This is a genomic window from Desulfonatronum parangueonense, assembly GCF_054656975.1.
The window spans coordinates 787,434-805,447 of the sequence record NZ_BAAHXH010000003.1 but is presented as its reverse complement, the minus strand read 5'-3'; the positions used below and the strand labels follow the sequence as shown (position 1 = coordinate 805,447).

16 protein-coding genes are annotated in these 18,014 nt (G+C 56.3%); 7 read left to right on the top strand and 9 right to left on the bottom strand.

The window, feature by feature from the left end; translation table 11 throughout:
- Positions 1-163: 163 nt before the first annotated feature.
- Genes ACYQ15_RS04085 through ACYQ15_RS04075 form a run of 3 tightly spaced genes read left to right on the top strand, consistent with a single transcriptional unit; the run spans position 164 to position 2,204 of the window.
- Complete coding sequence (locus tag ACYQ15_RS04085) at positions 164-1,402, top strand: AAA family ATPase (RefSeq protein WP_459936251.1); 1,239 nt, start codon at positions 164-166, stop codon at positions 1,400-1,402.
- A gap of 33 nt (positions 1,403-1,435) precedes the next feature.
- Complete coding sequence (locus ACYQ15_RS04080; protein WP_459936250.1) at positions 1,436-1,987, top strand: type II secretion system protein; 552 nt, start codon at positions 1,436-1,438, stop codon at positions 1,985-1,987.
- Complete coding sequence (locus tag ACYQ15_RS04075) at positions 1,977-2,204, top strand: hypothetical protein (RefSeq protein WP_459936249.1); 228 nt, start codon at positions 1,977-1,979, stop codon at positions 2,202-2,204. The genes ACYQ15_RS04080 and ACYQ15_RS04075 overlap by 11 nt, the downstream gene beginning before the upstream one ends.
- Positions 2,205-2,637: 433 nt before the next feature.
- Here ACYQ15_RS04075 and ACYQ15_RS04070 read toward each other — a convergent pair whose 3' ends face one another.
- Entirely contained in the window at positions 2,638-2,910 is a 273-nt protein-coding gene (locus ACYQ15_RS04070; RefSeq protein ID WP_459936248.1) for a hypothetical protein, read from the bottom strand.
- A gap of 282 nt (positions 2,911-3,192) precedes the next feature.
- Positions 3,193-3,363, bottom strand: coding sequence for a hypothetical protein (locus ACYQ15_RS04065; protein WP_459936247.1), 171 nt, complete (start codon positions 3,361-3,363; stop codon positions 3,193-3,195).
- A gap of 27 nt (positions 3,364-3,390) precedes the next feature.
- Between ACYQ15_RS04065 and ACYQ15_RS04060 the strand changes: the two genes are divergently transcribed.
- Both ACYQ15_RS04060 and ACYQ15_RS04055 read left to right on the top strand, forming a co-directional pair.
- Positions 3,391-3,960 (top strand): Uma2 family endonuclease, encoded by a 570-nt coding sequence (locus ACYQ15_RS04060; RefSeq protein WP_459936246.1) that lies wholly within the window; start codon positions 3,391-3,393, stop codon positions 3,958-3,960.
- Positions 3,961-3,994: 34 nt separating this feature from the next.
- Positions 3,995-5,200 carry a bifunctional nucleoside/nucleotide kinase/histidine phosphatase family protein gene (locus tag ACYQ15_RS04055; RefSeq protein ID WP_459936245.1) on the top strand — a complete coding sequence of 402 codons (1,206 nt, stop codon included), beginning with the start codon at positions 3,995-3,997 and terminating at the stop codon, positions 5,198-5,200.
- A gap of 443 nt (positions 5,201-5,643) precedes the next feature.
- Here the strand turns inward: ACYQ15_RS04055 and ACYQ15_RS04050 are convergent, their stop codons facing one another.
- The 4 genes from ACYQ15_RS04050 to ACYQ15_RS04035 form a co-directional block, all read right to left on the bottom strand.
- Positions 5,644-7,113 (bottom strand): fused MFS/spermidine synthase, encoded by a 1,470-nt coding sequence (locus ACYQ15_RS04050; RefSeq protein WP_459936244.1) that lies wholly within the window; start codon positions 7,111-7,113, stop codon positions 5,644-5,646.
- 229 nt (positions 7,114-7,342) lie between these two features.
- Entirely contained in the window at positions 7,343-8,995 is a 1,653-nt protein-coding gene (locus tag ACYQ15_RS04045) for an FmdE family protein (RefSeq protein WP_459936243.1), read from the bottom strand.
- Positions 8,996-9,016: 21 nt separating this feature from the next.
- Positions 9,017-9,391, bottom strand: coding sequence for a winged helix-turn-helix domain-containing protein (locus ACYQ15_RS04040; protein ID WP_459936242.1), 375 nt, complete (start codon positions 9,389-9,391; stop codon positions 9,017-9,019).
- A 317-nt stretch (positions 9,392-9,708) separates the two neighbouring features.
- Positions 9,709-10,398, bottom strand: coding sequence for a hypothetical protein (locus ACYQ15_RS04035; protein ID WP_459936241.1), 690 nt, complete (start codon positions 10,396-10,398; stop codon positions 9,709-9,711).
- A gap of 486 nt (positions 10,399-10,884) precedes the next feature.
- Here ACYQ15_RS04035 and ACYQ15_RS04030 point away from each other — a divergent pair, with 486 nt between their 5' ends.
- Together ACYQ15_RS04030 and ACYQ15_RS04025 are read left to right on the top strand one after the other, a co-directional pair.
- Positions 10,885-11,262, top strand: coding sequence for a response regulator (locus ACYQ15_RS04030; RefSeq protein WP_459936240.1), 378 nt, complete (start codon positions 10,885-10,887; stop codon positions 11,260-11,262).
- Positions 11,263-11,351: 89 nt separating this feature from the next.
- On the top strand, positions 11,352-11,747 hold the full coding sequence (locus ACYQ15_RS04025; RefSeq protein WP_459936239.1) for a response regulator: 396 nt from the start codon (positions 11,352-11,354) through the stop codon (positions 11,745-11,747).
- Between the two features lie 312 nt (positions 11,748-12,059).
- On the opposite strand, the gene ACYQ15_RS04020 is transcribed toward ACYQ15_RS04025, so the two are convergent.
- From ACYQ15_RS04020 to ACYQ15_RS04010, 3 genes are read right to left on the bottom strand one after another with little or no spacing between them, the layout of a single operon-like run.
- The gene (locus tag ACYQ15_RS04020; RefSeq protein ID WP_459936238.1) at positions 12,060-13,091 is read right to left on the bottom strand and encodes a GGDEF domain-containing response regulator; all 1,032 of its coding nucleotides are present in this window, start codon (positions 13,089-13,091) and stop codon (positions 12,060-12,062) included.
- Positions 13,088-16,654 (bottom strand): response regulator, encoded by a 3,567-nt coding sequence (locus tag ACYQ15_RS04015; protein WP_459936237.1) that lies wholly within the window; start codon positions 16,652-16,654, stop codon positions 13,088-13,090. The genes ACYQ15_RS04020 and ACYQ15_RS04015 overlap by 4 nt, the downstream gene beginning before the upstream one ends.
- Complete coding sequence (locus ACYQ15_RS04010; protein WP_459936236.1) at positions 16,651-17,901, bottom strand: ABC transporter substrate-binding protein; 1,251 nt, start codon at positions 17,899-17,901, stop codon at positions 16,651-16,653. The genes ACYQ15_RS04015 and ACYQ15_RS04010 overlap by 4 nt, the downstream gene beginning before the upstream one ends.
- Positions 17,902-18,014 lie beyond the last annotated feature (113 nt).

Sequence of the window (18,014 nt, the reverse complement as noted above, 5' to 3'; positions counted from 1 at the left end):
TGCCGACAATGCAACGAAAATGCCATCAAGTTGTGGCTGTATCGGCATTTTTTTCACTCTATGGGAATCCTGATGACACAAGAAACCGACAGATGTTACTGTAAGCGTCGCTCAATTGTCATTCTCGCGAACTCGGCACGGGATTAGCAACCCACTGATCACCATGAAATCGATCAAGCCGCACCTGAATGCGGGTAAAGCGGATACATCAACCAGTACCATTGCCGCATTACCTCTACGCGCCGCGTCTCCGGGTGCGGGGACAAGACAAGGCAACAATCCCAAAACCCGCACCATCGCCATTGCCAGCGGCAAGGGCGGTGCCGGAAAAACGACGGTTTCGGTGTCTTTGGCTTGGAGTCTGGCGGAGAGTGGGCGGAATGTCTGCCTGGTGGATGTGGATTTGGGGCTGTCCAATGTGGATGTGCTTCTGGGGCTGAACCCGCGCCATACCCTGGAGGACGTGATTCTTGGGGATGTTCCCGTGGACAGGGCCGTCAACCGGGTCCGGCCGGGACTGGATGTGATCTCCGGTGGTTCCGGGGCCGCGGCGCTGGCTGACCTGGATCCGGTCCGGCGGAATCTGTTTCTGTCCCGAATCAAGTCCCTGGATCACTATGACTTTCTGCTCCTGGACAATGCTCCGGGCATCCATCGCCAGGTGGTGGCCTTTTGTCTTGCCGCCCGGGAACAGATCATCGTGATCAATCCGGAACCCTCGTCCGTGACCGACGGGTATGCCCTGCTCAAGGTGCTCCGGCAAAACGGCATGCGCATGCCCCCCTACATCCTGCTGAACAGGGTCCAACGGGGCTTTGACCATGCAACCCTGACCCGGCGCTTCGCGGGGGTCTGCAAAAAGCACTTGCAGGCCGCGATCCTGCCTTTGGGCGCGATACCGGACGACCCTCTTTTTCAGCAGGCATCGGCCCAGTCCATGGCGCCGGCGGTCCTGCGGCCCGAGGCTCCGGCCATGACGGCGGTGGGCCGGATTGCCTCGCTGCTCAACCGGCGGAAGGAAAGCGATGCTCTGTTCAACAATGTCGAAAACTTCTGGTCCGCTTCACTGAATACCCTGTTCCAGGGGCTGCGCATCCCTGGTCAGCCTGATTCGCGGGCAATTGCCGGAAAGCCGACTTCGGTCCAGGACGTACTGGGCCGACTGGAGCAGGTTTTGACGGATCTGGAAGACCTGGGTAGGACGGCATCCGGTACGAATTCCCTCCCGCTCATGACCCAGCTCGAAGCGGACCGGCTGACCCGGTGCGGAGACCGGCTGCGGCATCTGGCCGCAACCTGGAAGCGTTGCCCGGAACAAGACGCAAGGACGGGCACTCCCGAGAGGATGAGGGAGGCCTCGGATCAACGTCTGCAACGGACCATCAATGCCCGCGCGGGCTGAACCGCCACCCGGCGACAACGGACACGACCTGCCATGCCCTCAGCTTCTCCACCATCCTCCAAGGCTTTCACCCTCGTGGAAGTGGCCCTGGCCCTGGCGGTGATGGGCCTGATCGGGGCCATGACCTTCCCTTTGCTCTCCCACTTCCTGAACCAGCAAAAAGTGGCCCGGACCGAGACGATCCTGGAAGTCGCCCGATCCGAAGCGCTGGGATACGCCATGAACACCCTGTTCCTGCCCGGCAATATCGGCCATCTCGGTCACCAGGTCGACGCCTGGCGAAACGAACTGGTTTACATCAGGTCGAATGTCGATCTTTGCGCACATTTCGACGGGCATCCTGCAGAGTGGCTGCGCATCGAACTCCCCCAGGGCCGGACAATCGTCAATGTCGCCTTCGCTCTGATCAGTCCCGGCAGGAACAGGGTCGCGGATTTTGGATACGATCCGGGTTCAGGGACCATCACGATCCTCGAGCCCGGCGCTTCGATCAACGGCAGGCAGTACGACGACATGCTGACGTACATGACCGTGGATTTCTTGCGGAGCAAAGTTTGGGAGCGCTGTCCGGAGGATGAGCAATGATGACCCTGACAAAGGGGAAACTGCCCAGCAAACAAATGCTGTTGCCAAGTTTGGCTTCAGAATCCGAATCGGGGTCGGTATCGGTATCGCGATCGGGATCGGTATCTGGATCGGTATCGGGATCGGAAGCGAAGCCATGTGGAAGAGCATCCCAATGTTTTCGAAACCGATTCCGACCCCGACCCCGATACCGATTAATGGGGCGAAGGGCGCTTGAGAGGAAGCAGTCATGGAGCTTTTGGTCCATGCTGGCGAAGCCGTAGCCAATTGATTGATAATTTAATCATTTTTCGTAACTATTCAGCTCATCCAAGAAAATCGGACTGGATACCGGCTTTCGCCGGTATGACTTAACTTGGAAAGGACGTGGTATGATACGTCATTCCGGCGAAAGCCGGAATCCAGCTCTGGCGAGTGACTACAGAGTGTGTGCTGAATAGTTACCATTTTTCAATGAATAAATTTATTCACTGAATAATGCTTAAATTTATTCATTGATGCAAGTAACCAGCGAATCCGCGCGCTTGGAGTGGACTATGTGGTGAGGAGGCGCTTCTAGCGATCCTCATAGCCTTGATCCCTTATGGATTTATCACGCGAGGTCATGCTTTCTCCGAATCCTGCCTGCCGCGGAGGTATGCGCACCGGCCCTAGGTGCGAATCAAGTGCGCATATTCCGGCTCGACATGCTCCATTTCCACGATATTCAGGGGAAAGTCGGTCATTATTTCGGCACGGGCGACAAGAGCGAAGAACCTTTCGGCCGATCCCAGCCCCTCGACAGCGATATCAATGTCGGAAATATCCGAAAAGGAGTTCGCTTCGAGAATCGACCCCCATTGATACACGGCGACGGGGTCAAATTCATCGACAATCATGGAAATGATTTGTTTTGCGTCTTCCGCGGCGCGGCGCGGCGCCAAGCCCGCATGTTCCGGGCTTTTCGCTCGGCGGCCTTGTTGCGGATGAAATTTCGCAACTCGCGAATTGTCGCGGTCTCATTCGTCATGAGGAGGTCTCGCTATTTGCGGCGGTTTTGACATATAATTCGTAACTACTCAGCTTGATTGAGTGGGATAATGGTAGTTTTCAAAACTTGTGGCAAGCATGACCTGGATTCCCGCCTTCGCGGGAATGACTTTCTTTTTCATGCCGTTTCCGTGTCAGTTTTACCCATGAGGGTACGTTCTACTATCAAGCCCATTTTAATTTTGATGATTCGGATGGAGCTGAGTAGTGATTTTTTCTTCTAAATGTAGTGCAATGGGTATAGAGTGTCGAGGCGAATCCTGCTCTGCGATTGGCGTTCCTTGACTTGCTTCACGAGAAAAAATAGCAATTGAAGATAATGACCATTCAGCCATGTTCTTGTCCATGGCGTTCCGACAGGAGGTACCGCCACGATGACCGCCAGACCCCAGCCGCAAGAGACACCGTCAACCTACACATACGACGACTACCTGCAATGGTCGAATGATCAGCGCCTTGAGCTGATTGAGGGCCAGGCATGGGCCATGTCACCTGGGCCGTCGGTGCTGCATCAACAGGTCGTTGGGGAGCTGTTTCGGCAAGTTGCCAATGCCTTGCACAACCATGAGTGCCGTCCGTTCATCGCTCCGCTGGACGTTGTGTTTCCCAAGCCGGGAGAGAGTGAAGACCTGGCACAAACGGTTCTCCAACCGGATCTGTTCGTGGTCTGCAATTCAAGGAAGATCAGCCCCAGAGCCGTTGTTGGAGCACCGGACTGGGTGGTGGAGGTGTTGTCGCCGCCAACGGCTTCCCGGGATCATATCGTCAAGCGTCAAATTTACGAGCAGGCCGGAGTGCGGGAGTACTGGCTGGTGCATCCGGAGGACCGGGTAGTGCTGATCTACAGGTTGGAACAGGACGGGTTCGGCAAACCGGACGTCCTGGCCATGGAAGGGGAAACCGGAGTGGGTATTTTGCCGGACGTGGTCATTCAGTGGAAATGATCGCGGGGTTTTACCGTTATTTTTACAGGAAACCATGAAAAAACTGTGCATCGCCATGGTCGGTCTTCCGGCCAGGGGCAAGTCGACCATTGCCTTGCGGCTCAAGGAGAGCCTGGAGGCGGAAAATTTTACCGTTGCGATATTCAACAACGGCGAGGTCCGGCGAAGAATGTTTTCGGCCGATACGGCCCACGCCGACTTCTTCAGCCCGGAAAACAGGGAGGGTGTGGAGCTGCGTGAACAAATCGCCCGGCAGAACATCCGGGCAGCCGTGGATTTTCTTGCCGCTGATGGGGATATTGCCCTTCTCGACGCCACGAACATCACCCAGGCCCGCCGGCAATCCATCTGCCGCGGCATGGATTCAGTTCCGGTTTTGTTCATCGAGTGCATCAACGAGGACAAGGAATTGCTGGCCACCAGCATTGCCCACAAGACCAGGATCTCCGAGTTCGGCCACATGACATTTGCCGAGGCCCTGCAGAACTTCGAAAAACGGATTCATTTCTATGAGGGGCAATATGAAACGCTGCATTCCGAGGACAACTTCGTCATCCTCAACTCTCTCCAGAATCGGGTGGTGCGGGAAAAGATCACGGACGACATCCCGCATTATCCACGCATTCGCGACATCCTTGTCTCGGACCTGATTCCCAATCTGTATCTCGTCCGGCATGGGGAGACCTATTACAACCGGGAGCGCCGGATCGGGGGGGATTCCACGCTGACCGAAAAGGGGCTGCGGCAGGCGGAGCAACTTGCGGCCCATTTTCGCCGCATCCATGTACCCTTCATTTTCACCAGCACGAAAACCAGAGCCATCCAGATGGCTGAGAAGATTTCAGCCCTCCAGCAGGAATGCGTTCATGTCCCCCTGAAGGAACTGGACGAAATCAATGCCGGCATCTGCGAATCCATGACCTATGACGAAATCCGGAAACACCACCCCCAGATCCACCTGGCTCGCAGCATGGACAAGTACCACTACGTCTATCCGGACGGCGAAGGCTACATCACCCTGCAACCCCGCATCCAATTGGGAATCAAGAAGGCCCTGTACCTCAGCGGCAATGCCGAGCATATCATCATCATCGGCCATCAGGCTGTGAACCGGATGATCCTGTCCTATTTCCTCTTCCGCCGGATGGAGGACGTGCCCTACATCTACATCCCCCAGGACAAGTATTTTCACATCGTGTCCACCCAGACCAAGAAGCTGTTTGAATTGAATAAATTCTAGCGCCCAGCAATCTCGGATTGCATTCAAAATGATTTGAATCTCGGTAACATTCAGCTCATACTCTGTGGTCACTCGCCAGAGCTGGATTCCGGCTTTCGCCGGAATGACATATCATACCACGTCCAAGTCAAGTCATACCGGCGAAGGCCGGTATCCAGTCCAATTTTTCTCGGATGAGCTGAGTAGTTACGAATCTCAAAAGCAAAATCATGACTATCCGCAGATTACGCAGATACACAGTAACTGCTTAACAAAGATCGGGCGACGAGGATTCCTGTAGAATGGTATCCAACTCCGCGTAGCTTCATAATACGGCTACTGGGTCCATGCTCCAGCTGGAACTGGGTTCTGAGTGCGCGACACTGTTGCCGCACTGGGGTGCGGCGCTCCTGGGGTGCGGCGCTCCCAGGATCTACCCTTTGTGTTTCTTTGTAGTGACAGTCTCAGGGCAGATACCGCTCCACCGGAGCCAGGGCGTCCGTGAGCATGGGGAGGTCGCGTGGGATGGGATCTGTTCGGCGGTGGGCGAGTTTGTCGGCCAATGCAATGGTGCCGTTCAACTCTTTGATGTCCTCGCTTTTCGTCTTTCGGGCCGAAAGGACGATGTTCTGGACCAAAGTATCATTGTCCGGATCGGAGACGGGATAGACGTTCACCTGGGCGAAGACGCTCTCCATGGTGGCCAGCAGGGCCCGCAGGAAGCGTCCCTGGTCGCCGGACACCGCGGATATCAGGTTGACCAGCACCACGCCGTCATCTTCAAGGTTTGCGGACATGCGCTGCATGGCCTGGCGCGTGGTGAGCTGAAAGGGGATGGAGTAATGGGAGCTGAAGGCATCCAGGATGATCACGTCGTAGGGCTGATGGAGCCGATTGAGGTACCGGCGGGCATCGAGGTGATGGACAGCCACCCGGTCATCCGGCGTAAAATGAAAGTATGATTTTGCCAGCGCGGTAAAGGCAGGATCGATCTCCACCACGTCCAGATCCAGGTCCTCTCGGGTCTGCATCAGGTATTTCGGAAAGGAATACCCTCCTCCACCAACCATCAACACCCGGCGAAAGTCGGGAACATAAACCTCGGCCAGACGGAAGAAGCGGGTATAGGGCAGGGCCAGTTCCAGCGGATCATCCGAATACATGGCGGATTGCAGCCATCCCGGTCCCGTAGACATCACCAGCAGGTGCCTGCCTGTGGTTTCCTCCATGGCTCGGGCCACGATGATCCGGTTGTAGGTGGTATCCATGTCGATGTATCCCTGTTCCGCCAGGGCCGTCTTGTACTGGACGTGGAGCATGGCTCCCAGGGCCACCAGGACCAGAAACGCGGACTTGACCGCCAGGCCGGACCGAGGCGCCAGGGCCATGGCCAGCAGGGTCATTACCGCGCCGAGAAACAGCAGGATGGACAGGCTGCCGAAAAAGGAGAGCAGCACGAATCCGGCCATGAACGTTCCCAGAATGCTGCCGATGGTTGACAGGGCGTACATGCGCCCGACCACAGCGCCGGAATGCTCCAGGGAGGCCAGTTTCATCTTCACGGCAAAGGGAGCGATCATTCCCAGGAGAATGCTGGCCGGCGCGAAAAGGATCACGGTTCCCAGCAGCACCCCCAGGTGCAGGTTGGAGACATGGGCCTGGAGCAGACGGAGAACGGGCCCCTGGATGAGCGCGGTCAGGCCGATCAGCGCACCGGCCGCAAAGACGATCCAGGCCAGCCGGGCCATGGTCGGACCGCGGTCGGCCAGACGGCCGCCCCACCAGTAGCCAATGCTGAGCGCGGCCAGAACGACCCCGATCAGGCCGGTCCAGACCACCAGGGACGTGCCGAGAAAAGGGGCCATGAGCCGTGATCCGGTCAATTCCAGGATCATGACCACGGCCCCGCAGATGAAGACGGTGATTTCCAGCATCAAATAAACTCAACAATAAAGACGTTTGTAACTGTTCAGCGCACGTTCTGTTCCGCGCTCTTCCTCCGGCAATCGGGGTCGGGATCGGGGTCGGAATCGGTTTCGAAAGCTCTGGAGTGACTCCACATGGCTTCGCTTCCGATACCGACCCCGATACCGACTCCGATACCGACTCCGACTCCGACTCCGAGTCAAAAGCGCGATAATAGCATTAATTCCAATGGTTTTTTTATTTTCCAAAAGGACATTTGGGAAAGGAACAGGTCCGGCATTGCATGCACAAGGAGCCGGCGCCCATGCGGGCCAGTTCCCGACGGGTGACCGTCCGGCCCGCCAGGAGGCGCGGCAGGAACAAATCCAGGCTGGTGGTCTTGAAAAACAGGGCGCAGGCCGGAACGCCCAGCACCTGAACCCGGCCGATGCGGGCAAAGAGGGTCATGGTTCCGGGCAGGATCGGCGTCCCGTAAAGCAGATCCTCGGCCCCGGCCTCCATGAGAGCCTGCCGGGTCACGTCATCCGGATCCACGGACAAGCCGGCGGTGGTGACCAGCAGATCGACGCCGAGATCCAAAAGTTCCCGAACGGCGGCGGCAATTTCGCTTTGGCTGTCCGGAACGATCCTGGCGCCCAGCACCTCGCTGCCCAGAGCCTGCACCTTGGAACTGACGATGGGGATGAACTTGTCCTCCACCAGCCCCTGAAAAACCTCGGTGCCGGTGACCAGGATCCCCACCTGCGCCTTGCGCAAGGGCAGAATGGTAAAAAGCGGTCCCTGTTCCAGAACGCTCATGGCCCGCAGGTAATGGCGTCTGGAAAGGTACAGCGGAACAGCCCGGGTTCCGGCCACGGCCATGCCCTGCTTGACCAGCACCGCGTCATGCCGTGAAGCGCACATCACGTCCGGCACCAGGTTGAAGGCTTCCAGGCGATCCACTTCCACGCTCAGCAGGCCGTCCCGGGCGGCCAACAGATCCACCTTGCCCTCCCTGGGAGGCAGACGGAGTTCCACGCCCTCCCCGGCCATGGCCCGGGCAAAGGATTCGGCGGCCTGATTTTCATGCACCCATTCCGGGGCATCCTCAGGCTCCACCGCTTCCTGGTCCTGCACATAGACGTGCATGCGCCCCATTTGCTGCAACCGGCAGATATCTCCAACAGTGATTTCCTGGCCGTGAACGAAAACGGCGTCTTTGCTCTTTCCCGGCTCGATCCGGGTCATGTCGTGCAGGGCCTTGCGCCCCACCGCCTGGTCCACGGGCACGGCCCGAAGGGCGGGCGAAGCAATATTCGACACGCTTCCCACATAGGGGGCCTCTCCCTGACAGGCCCGGCAGATGCGACCATCCAACTGGGGATAGGCTTCCTTGCAGACCGGACAGACCACGATTCCTCCGCGACCCCGACGCTGCAGCAGATGCGGCGAGATCTGTACGCTCTCCAGGCTGCATGCCCCGGCACCCACTGTCTTGATTTCCTCGAACAGGGCCAGGCTGTCCTGTTCCTTCTTGGGCTTGAGCTTCATGTACCACGTGTTCATGGCCGACAAAGACTGAACTTTTTGGGGATCAAGAAATATCCGGACTCCGTTGCCCTGATACTTGTCATAGAGCGTCAGGGCGTACCGGCCCAGGTTGATGATCCGCAGCCAGCCGTTGCCGATGGTGCAGGGCGTGAGCAACTGGACCGCGTCCGGCAGACAATGGGTGGTTTCGGAAATGGCGTCGAACAGCGTCCCCTCGGGCAGATGCCGTCTGGCCTCCTCGACCATGAAACCGCCGAGGACCAGGCCAGGGGCCGCAGAACCGTGAAAGTCGCGGACCAGCAAGAGAAAATCGTCAAAGGACCGTGAACCAACTTGGACACTTGGGGATTCGGTTTGCATGCTGTCACCTTGCCGAGCTGATTATGTTGGAGAATGCCCGCCGCCGGGAAACGGCAGAACGGGCCAGGGAAAAATTTCCTGGGCCTGATCCAGAGCAAAGCGCTCCACCTTGTCGTACCATTCCAAAAAACCGAGGGCCAAGGTTTCCCCAGTTTCCGTCAAAACATATCCTTTGCCGTTTTTATGAACCAGTTCCTCGCCCAGGCACTCCTGGGCCTGCCGGATTTTGCCCCATGCAGCCCGGTAGGAAATGCCCAGTTCCTCCGCTGCCCTGCGCAGGGAGCCGCTTTCCCTGATCTTGACCAAAAGCATGGCTCGACCCAGCCCGATCAGGGTTCCCTGGTCATTCTCCAGCCAGATGTGCAGTCGCATGGAGGGTGGTGGCAGATTGTTCATGGCGGGGAGGTTATGTTAAAACAAACATAACCGCAAGTGGGTATCTGCAAAAGACGCAGAGAACATAACGATTCAGTATAAAATACCGCTGTCGCTTGACATCCAAATTAAGAACGCTGCCGTAATCAGGATCGGTATCGGGATCGGTATCGGGATCGAAAACGATACCATGTAAAGGGCACACCGATGTTTTCGAAACCAGTTCCGATGCCGACCCAATTACCAGATGAAGAGCAAAAACAGAACGTGTGCGGGAGTTACCCGCCCAACACCCTCAACAAAGCCGGACCGGTTGGGAACAGTCATTCAGGGTGCGCTTACATCTTCACCATTGTAAAACTGACGGCATACCGTTTCGTCTTCCCGAAAAGCAAGGCAATTCGGCCGCATTCCTGGGGTTCAAGATTCAAGCCCAGATCATGCGGACGATAAATGGCTCGAGCCTTGGTCAGCTTGCGCAGCGTCGTCTCGACGGTTCCTTCACGTCGGTGGATGTACAGCCGCAGATCAGGCCGCAGTTCGCCTTCAATGGTTCGAGACTTGTCCAAAACAGTCAAGTTTGCCCTGGGCCCGAAGATCCCTGAAACCTCGAACTTGAAAAGGCGTTCCAGCACTCGGAATATGCCGTCGTGCGGGTTTTCCCCGGCATACAGGTTCCACAGAAAACGACCGATCCCGTAGGAATCATTCCACCAGACGCCATTGCGGTTCAAGACATGGACACCGGAAGGGATGAGTCTGTGCGCACCTAGTCCAAGATCGTCAGTGAGGATATCGAAACTGACCTGCCGGCAGCCGAGATGGTAGTGGGCCTGTTGCACCAGCAACGCGGAATTCCTGGGCGTCAACAGTTTCAGGGCCATTCTGTCGCGGGGTTGAAGCGGAAGGCCGCGGGTTCGCTCCACGGTCTCGATGACATCCAATGCACAGGATGTGATCAGCTGTTGATCCCGAACAATGCGGAGGGAATCGTTGTCTTTGCGACTGCGGCGATGGGATTCGCTCATGGCTTGATTGAACGAATCATTCCGGCGCAACAGGCGCAAGAGATTGATGTTTTCGAAGCGGATGGGCAGTCACGGTCGGAACTGGTTTGCATTCTCGGTTGGTTGCATATATGAACTAACCGTTTTCTATCACTTCTCCATCTTGCGCACAATAATCCGTCATCCGTTCACTGCCCCGTGAAAGTGCTTGAAAAAGCCAATTGAGTGGGGCGAAAATGATTCTTGCGAGAGAGACTGTCATTCGGTAATGAAAAACGACCATGACATACTATGGCAATTACTCAGCCGAGGCCCAGTTTGCCTTGATTTCTGCAATCTCACAATTCTCGCCGGCTTTCATAACATTGAACCATTTCGAGAATGAACAACTTCTCAGGATAGACTCGTCACTCAGTTTTGCACATTCTGCCCTCTACTCCTCCATCGGCTCATTTTCGTCTTGCCGGAGGTTGAAACAAAGCTTGGCGCTTTTTTTAGGATCATGCCATGTCAGCACGGGTTTTATTGGTCGAGGATGATCACCTCAACAGATTTGCACTCAAGATGCTTCTGGAAAAAAAAGGCTACATTATCCATGAAGCTGAAGACGGCAAACAGGCTTTGGCTCTGATGGAATCACAGACCATCGACTGCGTGCTGATGGACATCCAACTGCCCGTGATGAACGGAGTGGAATCCACCGAAATCATCCGTGCTCACGACGGATCCCTCTACAACCCGAATGTGCCTATTATTGCCATAACGGCTTATGCCATGCCTGGAGATCGGGAAAAATTTTTGAAAGCCGGAATGAACGATTATCTGGCCAAACCGGTCTCCATTCAGGAAGTTGTACAGGCGATGCAAAAACTGCTGCAATCATGATTCATATTCGGGTTTTACATACCCCAGGTTTCGGTATCGCCAGATCGTCTTTATGAACTGAAGACAACCTGAACAAAGGAGCAATGTCCGTGAAAATCCTGATTGTCGACGACGAGATGACAAACCGGGTAATAATGCAGACTTTCCTGAAAAACAGGGCCTCGTTCATCAACACGGCCACCAATGGTGAAGAAGCTGTCATGGCCTTCACCATGGCGCTGGAGGAAAAGGACCCCTACGACCTGATCATGCTGGACATCATGATGCCGGTGATGGATGGCCACACGGCATTGCAGAAAATTCGTGAAATTGAAAAAAATCACGGCGTGCAGCCAGGAAAAGAAGTCAAGGTGGTCATGGTCACATGTCTGGAAGATCAGAAAAATGTCTGTCGGGCATTTTTTCACGGCATGGCGACCAGCTATCTCACCAAACCGTTGACCAAGGAAGCGCTGGATAATGCCTTGGATAATCTTTCTAGCTGAACAGTAACCATTCAGCTGACCTGAGTGAAACGGACTGGATACCCGCTTTCGGGTATGACTAAACTTGGACACTGTTGCCGACTTTGGCATTGGAATCGGAGTCGGTATAGGGATCGGTTTCGAAAATGTAGCCATGTGGAGAGGGATTCCATTTTTATGAAACTGATTTCGACTCCGATACCGATCCCGACTCCGACTCCGATCCCGACTCCGACTCCGATCCCGACTCCGATCCCATCCCGATCCTGAACCCGATCCCGATTATCTGAGGAAGAACGTGCCGTGCAGTTATCCGGCATTGATTACCCCCCCTCAGCCAAGATCCGGTTTGCCCGTCTTCCCTTCCAAATCACCGGATTTGCGTTCCCGAATGACTGAATTGTTGTGCTCGCGACGATTCACGAAAAAGGAACTGCCCGCAATGCTTTTGGCCATTGATTTTACCTCGGCGCACATGCTGGCGACCTCGAGATGATGATTGAACACGCCGCGCTGTATTTCCACCACCCCCAGGCTGATGCTCATCAAGGGGAATGTCCGCAGGTTCCCGGTGCGGTCCTTGACCCTGATTTCCGCCTTTTCCAGGTCATGGGCGTCATAGAAGCTCCTGATGCCTTGATCGAACTCGCGCATTAACAGTTTGACTGCATCCAAGGTGCAGTGCGATGGTGCGATGAAGACGAAATCATCTCCCCCCACATGCCCGACCATCCCCCCCTTGCCGCAAACCTCTTCCACGGCCGTGACAAGCTTACTGGCCGTGAACCGCAGAACCTGATCCCCGGCCGCAAAACCGTACTTGTCGTTGAACGCCTTGAAATTGTCGATGTCCACATAAACAACGCTCACTTCCTGCCTGTCCTTCATTGCATCGGATATCGCCTTGAGGATGGAGTTGTTTCCAGGCAACTGGGTCAAGGGGTTTGCATCCAGGGCCAGTTGACGCAATCGCTCCAGTTCCAGAAGCACGTCGTGCAATCTGACGTGCGTCTGCACGCGAGCCAGGATTTCCGCCTCATTGAAGGGTTTTGTGATGTAGTCCACGGCTCCGGCGGAGAAGCCGCCGACAATATCTTCAGAGGAATTCTTGGCCGTGATGAAGACAATGGGCGTGGCCGCGAACCTGCCAATCTGCTTGATCCTGCGACACAGCTCCAATCCGTCCAGGCCGGGCATCATGACGTCCAGCAAAAAAATGTCCGGCGTCTCTTCCTCAATGATCTCCAATACCTCGGCACCATCCTCGGCAACCAGGACCATGTACCCGGATTTGGAGAGAATGTTGTATAAAAGCTGCAGGTTGCTCAGCGAATCATCGGCAACCAAAACAGTTTTCATGCTCATTGTTTTTCCTCTATCCGACTCAGAAATGCATGTGACTTGCGCAAGGCGGACAAATTCATATTCTCGGCATGGCCGCGCAAGATCCGGGGAAAAATCGCGGCATCCGATCGTCCCTCGCGATTGAAGAACGATTCCAATTCCGCGCTGACAGATTGGATGCGGCCCACATTCCGGGCCTTCAGAGCACTTTGCAGGGCGGTCAGGGACATCGCAATCTCGTCCTCAGCCTGGTTCCTGATCGCTTCGGCAAAGGCGTGCATGGCCTTCTCCTCGGAGACGGGATCCTGTTCGTCATCGCTGAGCTGGCCCCCGGCGTACGCCGGAAACATGGCCGCGACCAGCGCTTCGGACCTCGCATGCAAAGCCTTGGCTTCGTTCCAGTCGCCCAGCTCCAGGACTGCTTCCAGTTCCTCGGCCAGGGCCTGCACTTTCTCCAGACGCAGGTTGGCCGCACTGCCTTTGAGGGTATGGGCGCACATCCGGGCCTTTTTCGCATCACAAACTTCCAATGCGATTTTCAGTTGGTCCAGCAAGGCCGGGGTGTGTTTGCCGAAGAGCGCCATGGCCTTGTTCTGAATCGTGTCCGATAAGCCTGACGCCGGGTCTGTATCCGAGCGCTCCGCCCCGGCCCCCCCCGCTGCTTTCGGCAACGACACGGAAAGATATTTCTCAAGAACGCGGTACAGATCGTCGGTCTTGACCGGCTTGGCCAGATAGTCGTCCATCCCGGCTGCCAGACACTTTTCCTTGTCCGTGGCCATGGCGTGGGCGGTCATGGCCACGATGGGAGTCCGGCGGCTTCCGGATTCCAGGGCCCGAATTCGTCTGGTCGCTTCAAACCCATCCAATTTCGGCATCTGGCAGTCCATGAAGACAATGCCGTACTGCCTGTCCCGCACCGCCTGTACGGCTTTCAAGCCATCTTCGGCAAGATCCACGTCAAGCCCGAATTCACGCAACAAGCCCGAGGCAACCTCCTGGTTCACCGGATTGTCCTCCACCAGCAGCACCGTGCCGGACAGCCTGTTGTGTTCATGGCCACGCTTGCTCTGGGCAGCCCTGGCTTCGACAATGCGGTGCCTTGTGATCAGGGAAGCGCCGTCCGGCTGATCTTGGCCGGCCAACAGAACCAGCGTATCGTAAAGATGGGATTGGAGAACCGGCTTGATCAGGTAGGCGGCGAAACCGATCTGCTCCATCCGTTTGGCGTCCCCTCGCTGACCCATGGAGCTGAGTAGAACCAGCCTGGTTCCAGCCAGATCCGGGTCGGCCTTGATCCGGCCGGCCAGATCCGCGCCGTCCATGCCCGGCATATGGTAATCCAGGATGGCAATATGGTACGCTCTTTCCGTCCGGACGCCCTGGCCCAAGAGTTCCAGGGCATGCTCACCGGAATTGGTCGTTGTACAGGATATTCCCCAGCCGGCCAGAAGCTCTTCGAGAATTTCCAGATTCACGGCATTGTCGTCCACGACCAGAACCCGCAGGGAATCCATGTTCACGTTTGCCGGGATTTCGTCGATTTCCTGTTCCGCCTGGGGCATATCCAGGATTACCGTAAAGGTCGACCCCTGTCCCATCCGGCTTTGGACCTGGATGTTTCCGTCCATCAGTTCAACGATCTGCCGGGTGATGGACAGGCCCAGCCCTGTTCCGCCGTACTTGCGCGTGGTGGACTGATCTCCCTGGGTGAAGGAATCGAAAATGTGGCGGATCATCTGGGAATCTATTCCGATGCCGGTGTCCTCCACGGTGATCCGCAACTGATAGCGTCCCGGACCTGATTCCATACAGTCCACACCCAGATAGACATGGCCTTGCGAAGTGAACTTGATGGCATTGCCCAGTAGATTGGTGAGGACCTGACGGATCCGCCCCGGATCACCGACGTATTTGTCCGGACAGGAAGGAGGATAGCGAACGATGAACTCCAGATTTTTCTCCTCGGCCCTGGCTGCCAGCAAATGAGCCATTTCCTCGATGATCACCCGAAGATTGAAGGGAATGCATTCCAGGGAAAGCTTGCCGGCCTCGAGCTTGGAAAAGTCAAGGATGTCATTAATGATCCCCAGCAGGGCTTCCGCTGATTTTTTAGCCGTCTGGGTAAAGTGGCGTTGCTGATCGGTCAGCTCGGTCCTGGACAGCAGTTCTGTCATGCCCACCACCCCGTTCATGGGGGTCCGGATCTCATGACTCATGTTGGCCACGAATTCGCTCTTGGCCCGGTTGGCCGCCTCGGCAGCCTCCTTGGCCTGGAGCAATTCCGTCTCGGCCTTGAGACGTTCATTCATTTCCGCACGCAACTGGTCCACGACGGTGTGCAGTTCGCTTGTGCGCTCCTTGACCCGGCGGTCCAGGACGAGATGGGCATGCTTCAAGGCCCGCTGCGCCCTTTTCGCCGCCGTGATGTTTCGGACAATAATGATGAAAAAGCATTCGTCGTTCACCCGCAGGGTCGTCGAGGCCAATTCGATGTCCATTTTTTTTCCGTCATGTTTCTGGATCATCGCCTGAAAACGCACTTTCTGTTCCGGACCATGAGCAATCCCGTCACGGGAGCCTGGATTGGCACCAAACTTCTGATCACGAATCATTCGCATCATGGAATGGATGCGGTCCCCTACTTCGTCCCCAAACAACTCGGGGATGCTTTTTGTCGCGAATTCAGCCTCGGAAAGCCCCAGCATCTCTCGGGCCGCGGGATTGAACTGCTGCAGATTGCCCTGCAGGTCGTAGACGACCATGCCGTTGGCCATGTTCATGTAGATGGCGTTGAAAAAGATCAGGTTCTCCTGGATTTCCTGGGTGGCTTTTCGGATCCGCCCGCGCAGCCCGGAAATCATCTCTTCCAGCTGGCGGGCCATATGCTGCATGGTCATGGCCAGATCGCCGATCTCATCCGTGGACCGGACATGCATCGGAGCGTTGAAATCATGATCCGCCACCCGTTTGGCGTAATCCGTGAGCTGGGTCAGAGGGTAGGAAATTCGGATCATCATGACATAAGCCACACTGATGCCCACCAGGAAAAAAAGAATGAACATGCCGTGCTGCAAGAGCACTTCTCTCCAGATGAAAGCGGTGATGCTGTCCAGGTCCATGCCCACATGCACGTCTCCGGCAAGACCGCCCAGAATGGGATGAGAAATGTCCAGAACCCGGCCCATGGACGGCAGGGTCACTTTCTGAACGACAACGTCGTGGTGCAGCACTCCGTCCGTGAAAGAGGAGTCGTACAGCCCCATCAGCTCTTCGGGAACCCTTGGCGTGAAGGTGTGGGAGACAATGTCGCCGGAGCGGTCATAAACAAAAACGTACGCCACGTTTTTGATTTCCAAATACTGGTCGATCACCCCTTGCAGGGTCGCCGCGTCCCGGCCCAGCAGCAATTCGGTGCTGGAATTGGCGATGCTCCGGGCAATGGCCACGGCCTTGCTTTCGTTTTCGAGCATCAATTGCCGGTACAGAGTCCAACCGGAATAAAAGGACGAGCCCGTGGCCATGGCGCCGAAGACAAGCACCATGGCCAGCAATGCCTTGCGGAACAATCTGGAAGATTTCATGGGCGCTCCTGTTGGCTCAACGCGCCCCAGTCCGTCAATGGCACGAACCGCTCATCCCGGACAGTGGCAAAGTAGACCGTGTCCATTCCGTGGCGATGACCTGGACCAAGAACAATCGGTTTTCCGATGCCCAGATGGATGAGCAGCGCGTAATCCGCATCCGGCGCAGCCTTTTCAAACAACCGATCAAGCGGAATTTTTCGCACCATTTCCGTGAAAACTTTTGCGTTCAGCATCCCTTCAAAACTGGCGAAACTGTACCGTCGCGGCTTATACGGATCCGGCTTGAGCTGCATGGGCGACTCGCATGAACAATTGTCCATGATCCAGCGATACTCCATCACGCCCCACATGGAGTAATCCTCATAACTGGGCACCACCTGCGAATTGACCAGATTGTGCGTGTAGCTGCCGCCGGTCATTTTTTCCTGTTCCAGCAACAGGTCAAGCATGCTCTCGCTGCTCACAAAGGATACGTTGGTTACCGGAACATCCCAGCTCTGGTCCCGGGCGTCGCGGATGAACGCGGCCGCCGCGCCATAGGTGGCGATGCTGATCACCACTTCCGGCTCCGCCCTGCGCAGGATGCCGACCTGCTCCTCCATGCTTTGCTCAAATTGAAACCCGCGTCGAAAGGTGGCTTCCTCGACAATGCTCAATGCATGCCGCTGCAGGACGTTGCGCAGGCCGTCCCAGCCGCTGCGGCCGTAGGAGTCGGCCTGATACAGGATGGCAAATCGCGTCTTGCCCAGCTTGATGAATTCCTCAGCCAGAGCCTCCACCTCCTGACTGTAGGAAGCCCGAAGATTGTAGACGAACTGTTCATAGGGCGGCCGGCGCTGCGGTTCGGCTCCGGTGACCGGAAAAAAGAGGGGAATATTTCGTGACTCGTAAACCTTGAGCAGGGGGAGAATGCGACTCACCGTCGGCGTGCCGATAAAACTGAACAAAACGTCCACCTGATCCCGCTCCACCAGTCTGAGCGTATTTTCCAGGGTGATCGCCGGATCATAAGCATCGTCATACGCCAAGAACACTACGGGCCGTCCGTTGATCCCCCCCTGGCGGTTGACATGCTCGAAGTAGGCCATGGCCCCCCGGTACACTTCAATCCCCAAGGCCCGGATCGGACCGCTGAACGCTCCGGACATGCCCACCCGGATCGGTTCTCCTCCCAGGCTTTGGACTGGCTGTATCAGCAACAGGACGCACAATCCCCAAAGGCTCACTCTGCATGCAACGGTCATCCCCGTCTCCCTTTGACACTGTATGTCACTACACCTCGCCGGCACCGACACGGCAACGCGATCCGACCAGATTCAGGCTTCAGCTTCCGTCCCGTGCAACACGCCCGCCAGCA

Bases quoted from the DNA above. Each gene is read 5' to 3' on its own strand.
- ACYQ15_RS04085 (WP_459936251.1), top strand. From the start codon at position 164: ATGAAATCGATCAAGCCGCACCTGAATGCGGGTAAAGCGGATACATCA.
- ACYQ15_RS04080 (WP_459936250.1), top strand. From the start codon at position 1,436: ATGCCCTCAGCTTCTCCACCATCCTCCAAGGCTTTCACCCTCGTGGAA.
- ACYQ15_RS04075 (WP_459936249.1), top strand. From the start codon at position 1,977: ATGAGCAATGATGACCCTGACAAAGGGGAAACTGCCCAGCAAACAAAT.
- ACYQ15_RS04065 (WP_459936247.1), bottom strand. From the start codon at position 3,363: ATGGACAAGAACATGGCTGAATGGTCATTATCTTCAATTGCTATTTTT.
- ACYQ15_RS04060 (WP_459936246.1), top strand. From the start codon at position 3,391: ATGACCGCCAGACCCCAGCCGCAAGAGACACCGTCAACCTACACATAC.
- ACYQ15_RS04055 (WP_459936245.1), top strand. From the start codon at position 3,995: ATGAAAAAACTGTGCATCGCCATGGTCGGTCTTCCGGCCAGGGGCAAG.
- ACYQ15_RS04050 (WP_459936244.1), bottom strand. From the start codon at position 7,113: ATGCTGGAAATCACCGTCTTCATCTGCGGGGCCGTGGTCATGATCCTG.
- ACYQ15_RS04045 (WP_459936243.1), bottom strand. From the start codon at position 8,995: ATGCAAACCGAATCCCCAAGTGTCCAAGTTGGTTCACGGTCCTTTGAC.
- ACYQ15_RS04040 (WP_459936242.1), bottom strand. From the start codon at position 9,391: ATGAACAATCTGCCACCACCCTCCATGCGACTGCACATCTGGCTGGAG.
- ACYQ15_RS04035 (WP_459936241.1), bottom strand. From the start codon at position 10,398: ATGAGCGAATCCCATCGCCGCAGTCGCAAAGACAACGATTCCCTCCGC.
- ACYQ15_RS04030 (WP_459936240.1), top strand. From the start codon at position 10,885: ATGTCAGCACGGGTTTTATTGGTCGAGGATGATCACCTCAACAGATTT.
- ACYQ15_RS04020 (WP_459936238.1), bottom strand. From the start codon at position 13,091: ATGAGCATGAAAACTGTTTTGGTTGCCGATGATTCGCTGAGCAACCTG.
- ACYQ15_RS04015 (WP_459936237.1), bottom strand. From the start codon at position 16,654: ATGAAATCTTCCAGATTGTTCCGCAAGGCATTGCTGGCCATGGTGCTT.
- ACYQ15_RS04010 (WP_459936236.1), bottom strand. From the start codon at position 17,901: ATGACCGTTGCATGCAGAGTGAGCCTTTGGGGATTGTGCGTCCTGTTG.